We start from the raw sequence: 267 nt of genomic DNA on the forward strand, positions 1-267 counted from the left end.
GCTCCGACGATCAGCAGCTGCTGCCCGGCGCCATGGCCCTCCACCAGTTGCAGGCGTTCGAACAGCAGCTCCCAGGCGGTGATGGCGGTCAGCGGCAGCGCGGCGGCCTCGGCGAAGCTCAGGCTCTGCGGCTTGCGTCCGACGATGCGCTCGTCCACCAGATGGCGTTCGCTGTTGCCGCCGGCGCGGGCGATGGAGCCGGCGTAGAACACCTCGTCGCCGACCTTGAACAGGCTGACTTCGCTGCCCACCCCGACCACCACGCCG

The 267-nt window shown here is 70.4% G+C and carries 1 pseudogene; it reads right to left on the reverse strand.

What is annotated here, in order from left to right:
• Positions 1–267, reverse strand: a pseudogene (locus AAEZ09_RS28410) (zinc-binding alcohol dehydrogenase family protein); the annotation flags it as partial.

The sequence above is a fragment of the Pseudomonas sp. 65/3-MNA-CIBAN-0223 genome (assembly GCF_040310425.1).
GTDB lineage: Bacteria > Pseudomonadota > Gammaproteobacteria > Pseudomonadales > Pseudomonadaceae > Aquipseudomonas > Aquipseudomonas gregormendelii.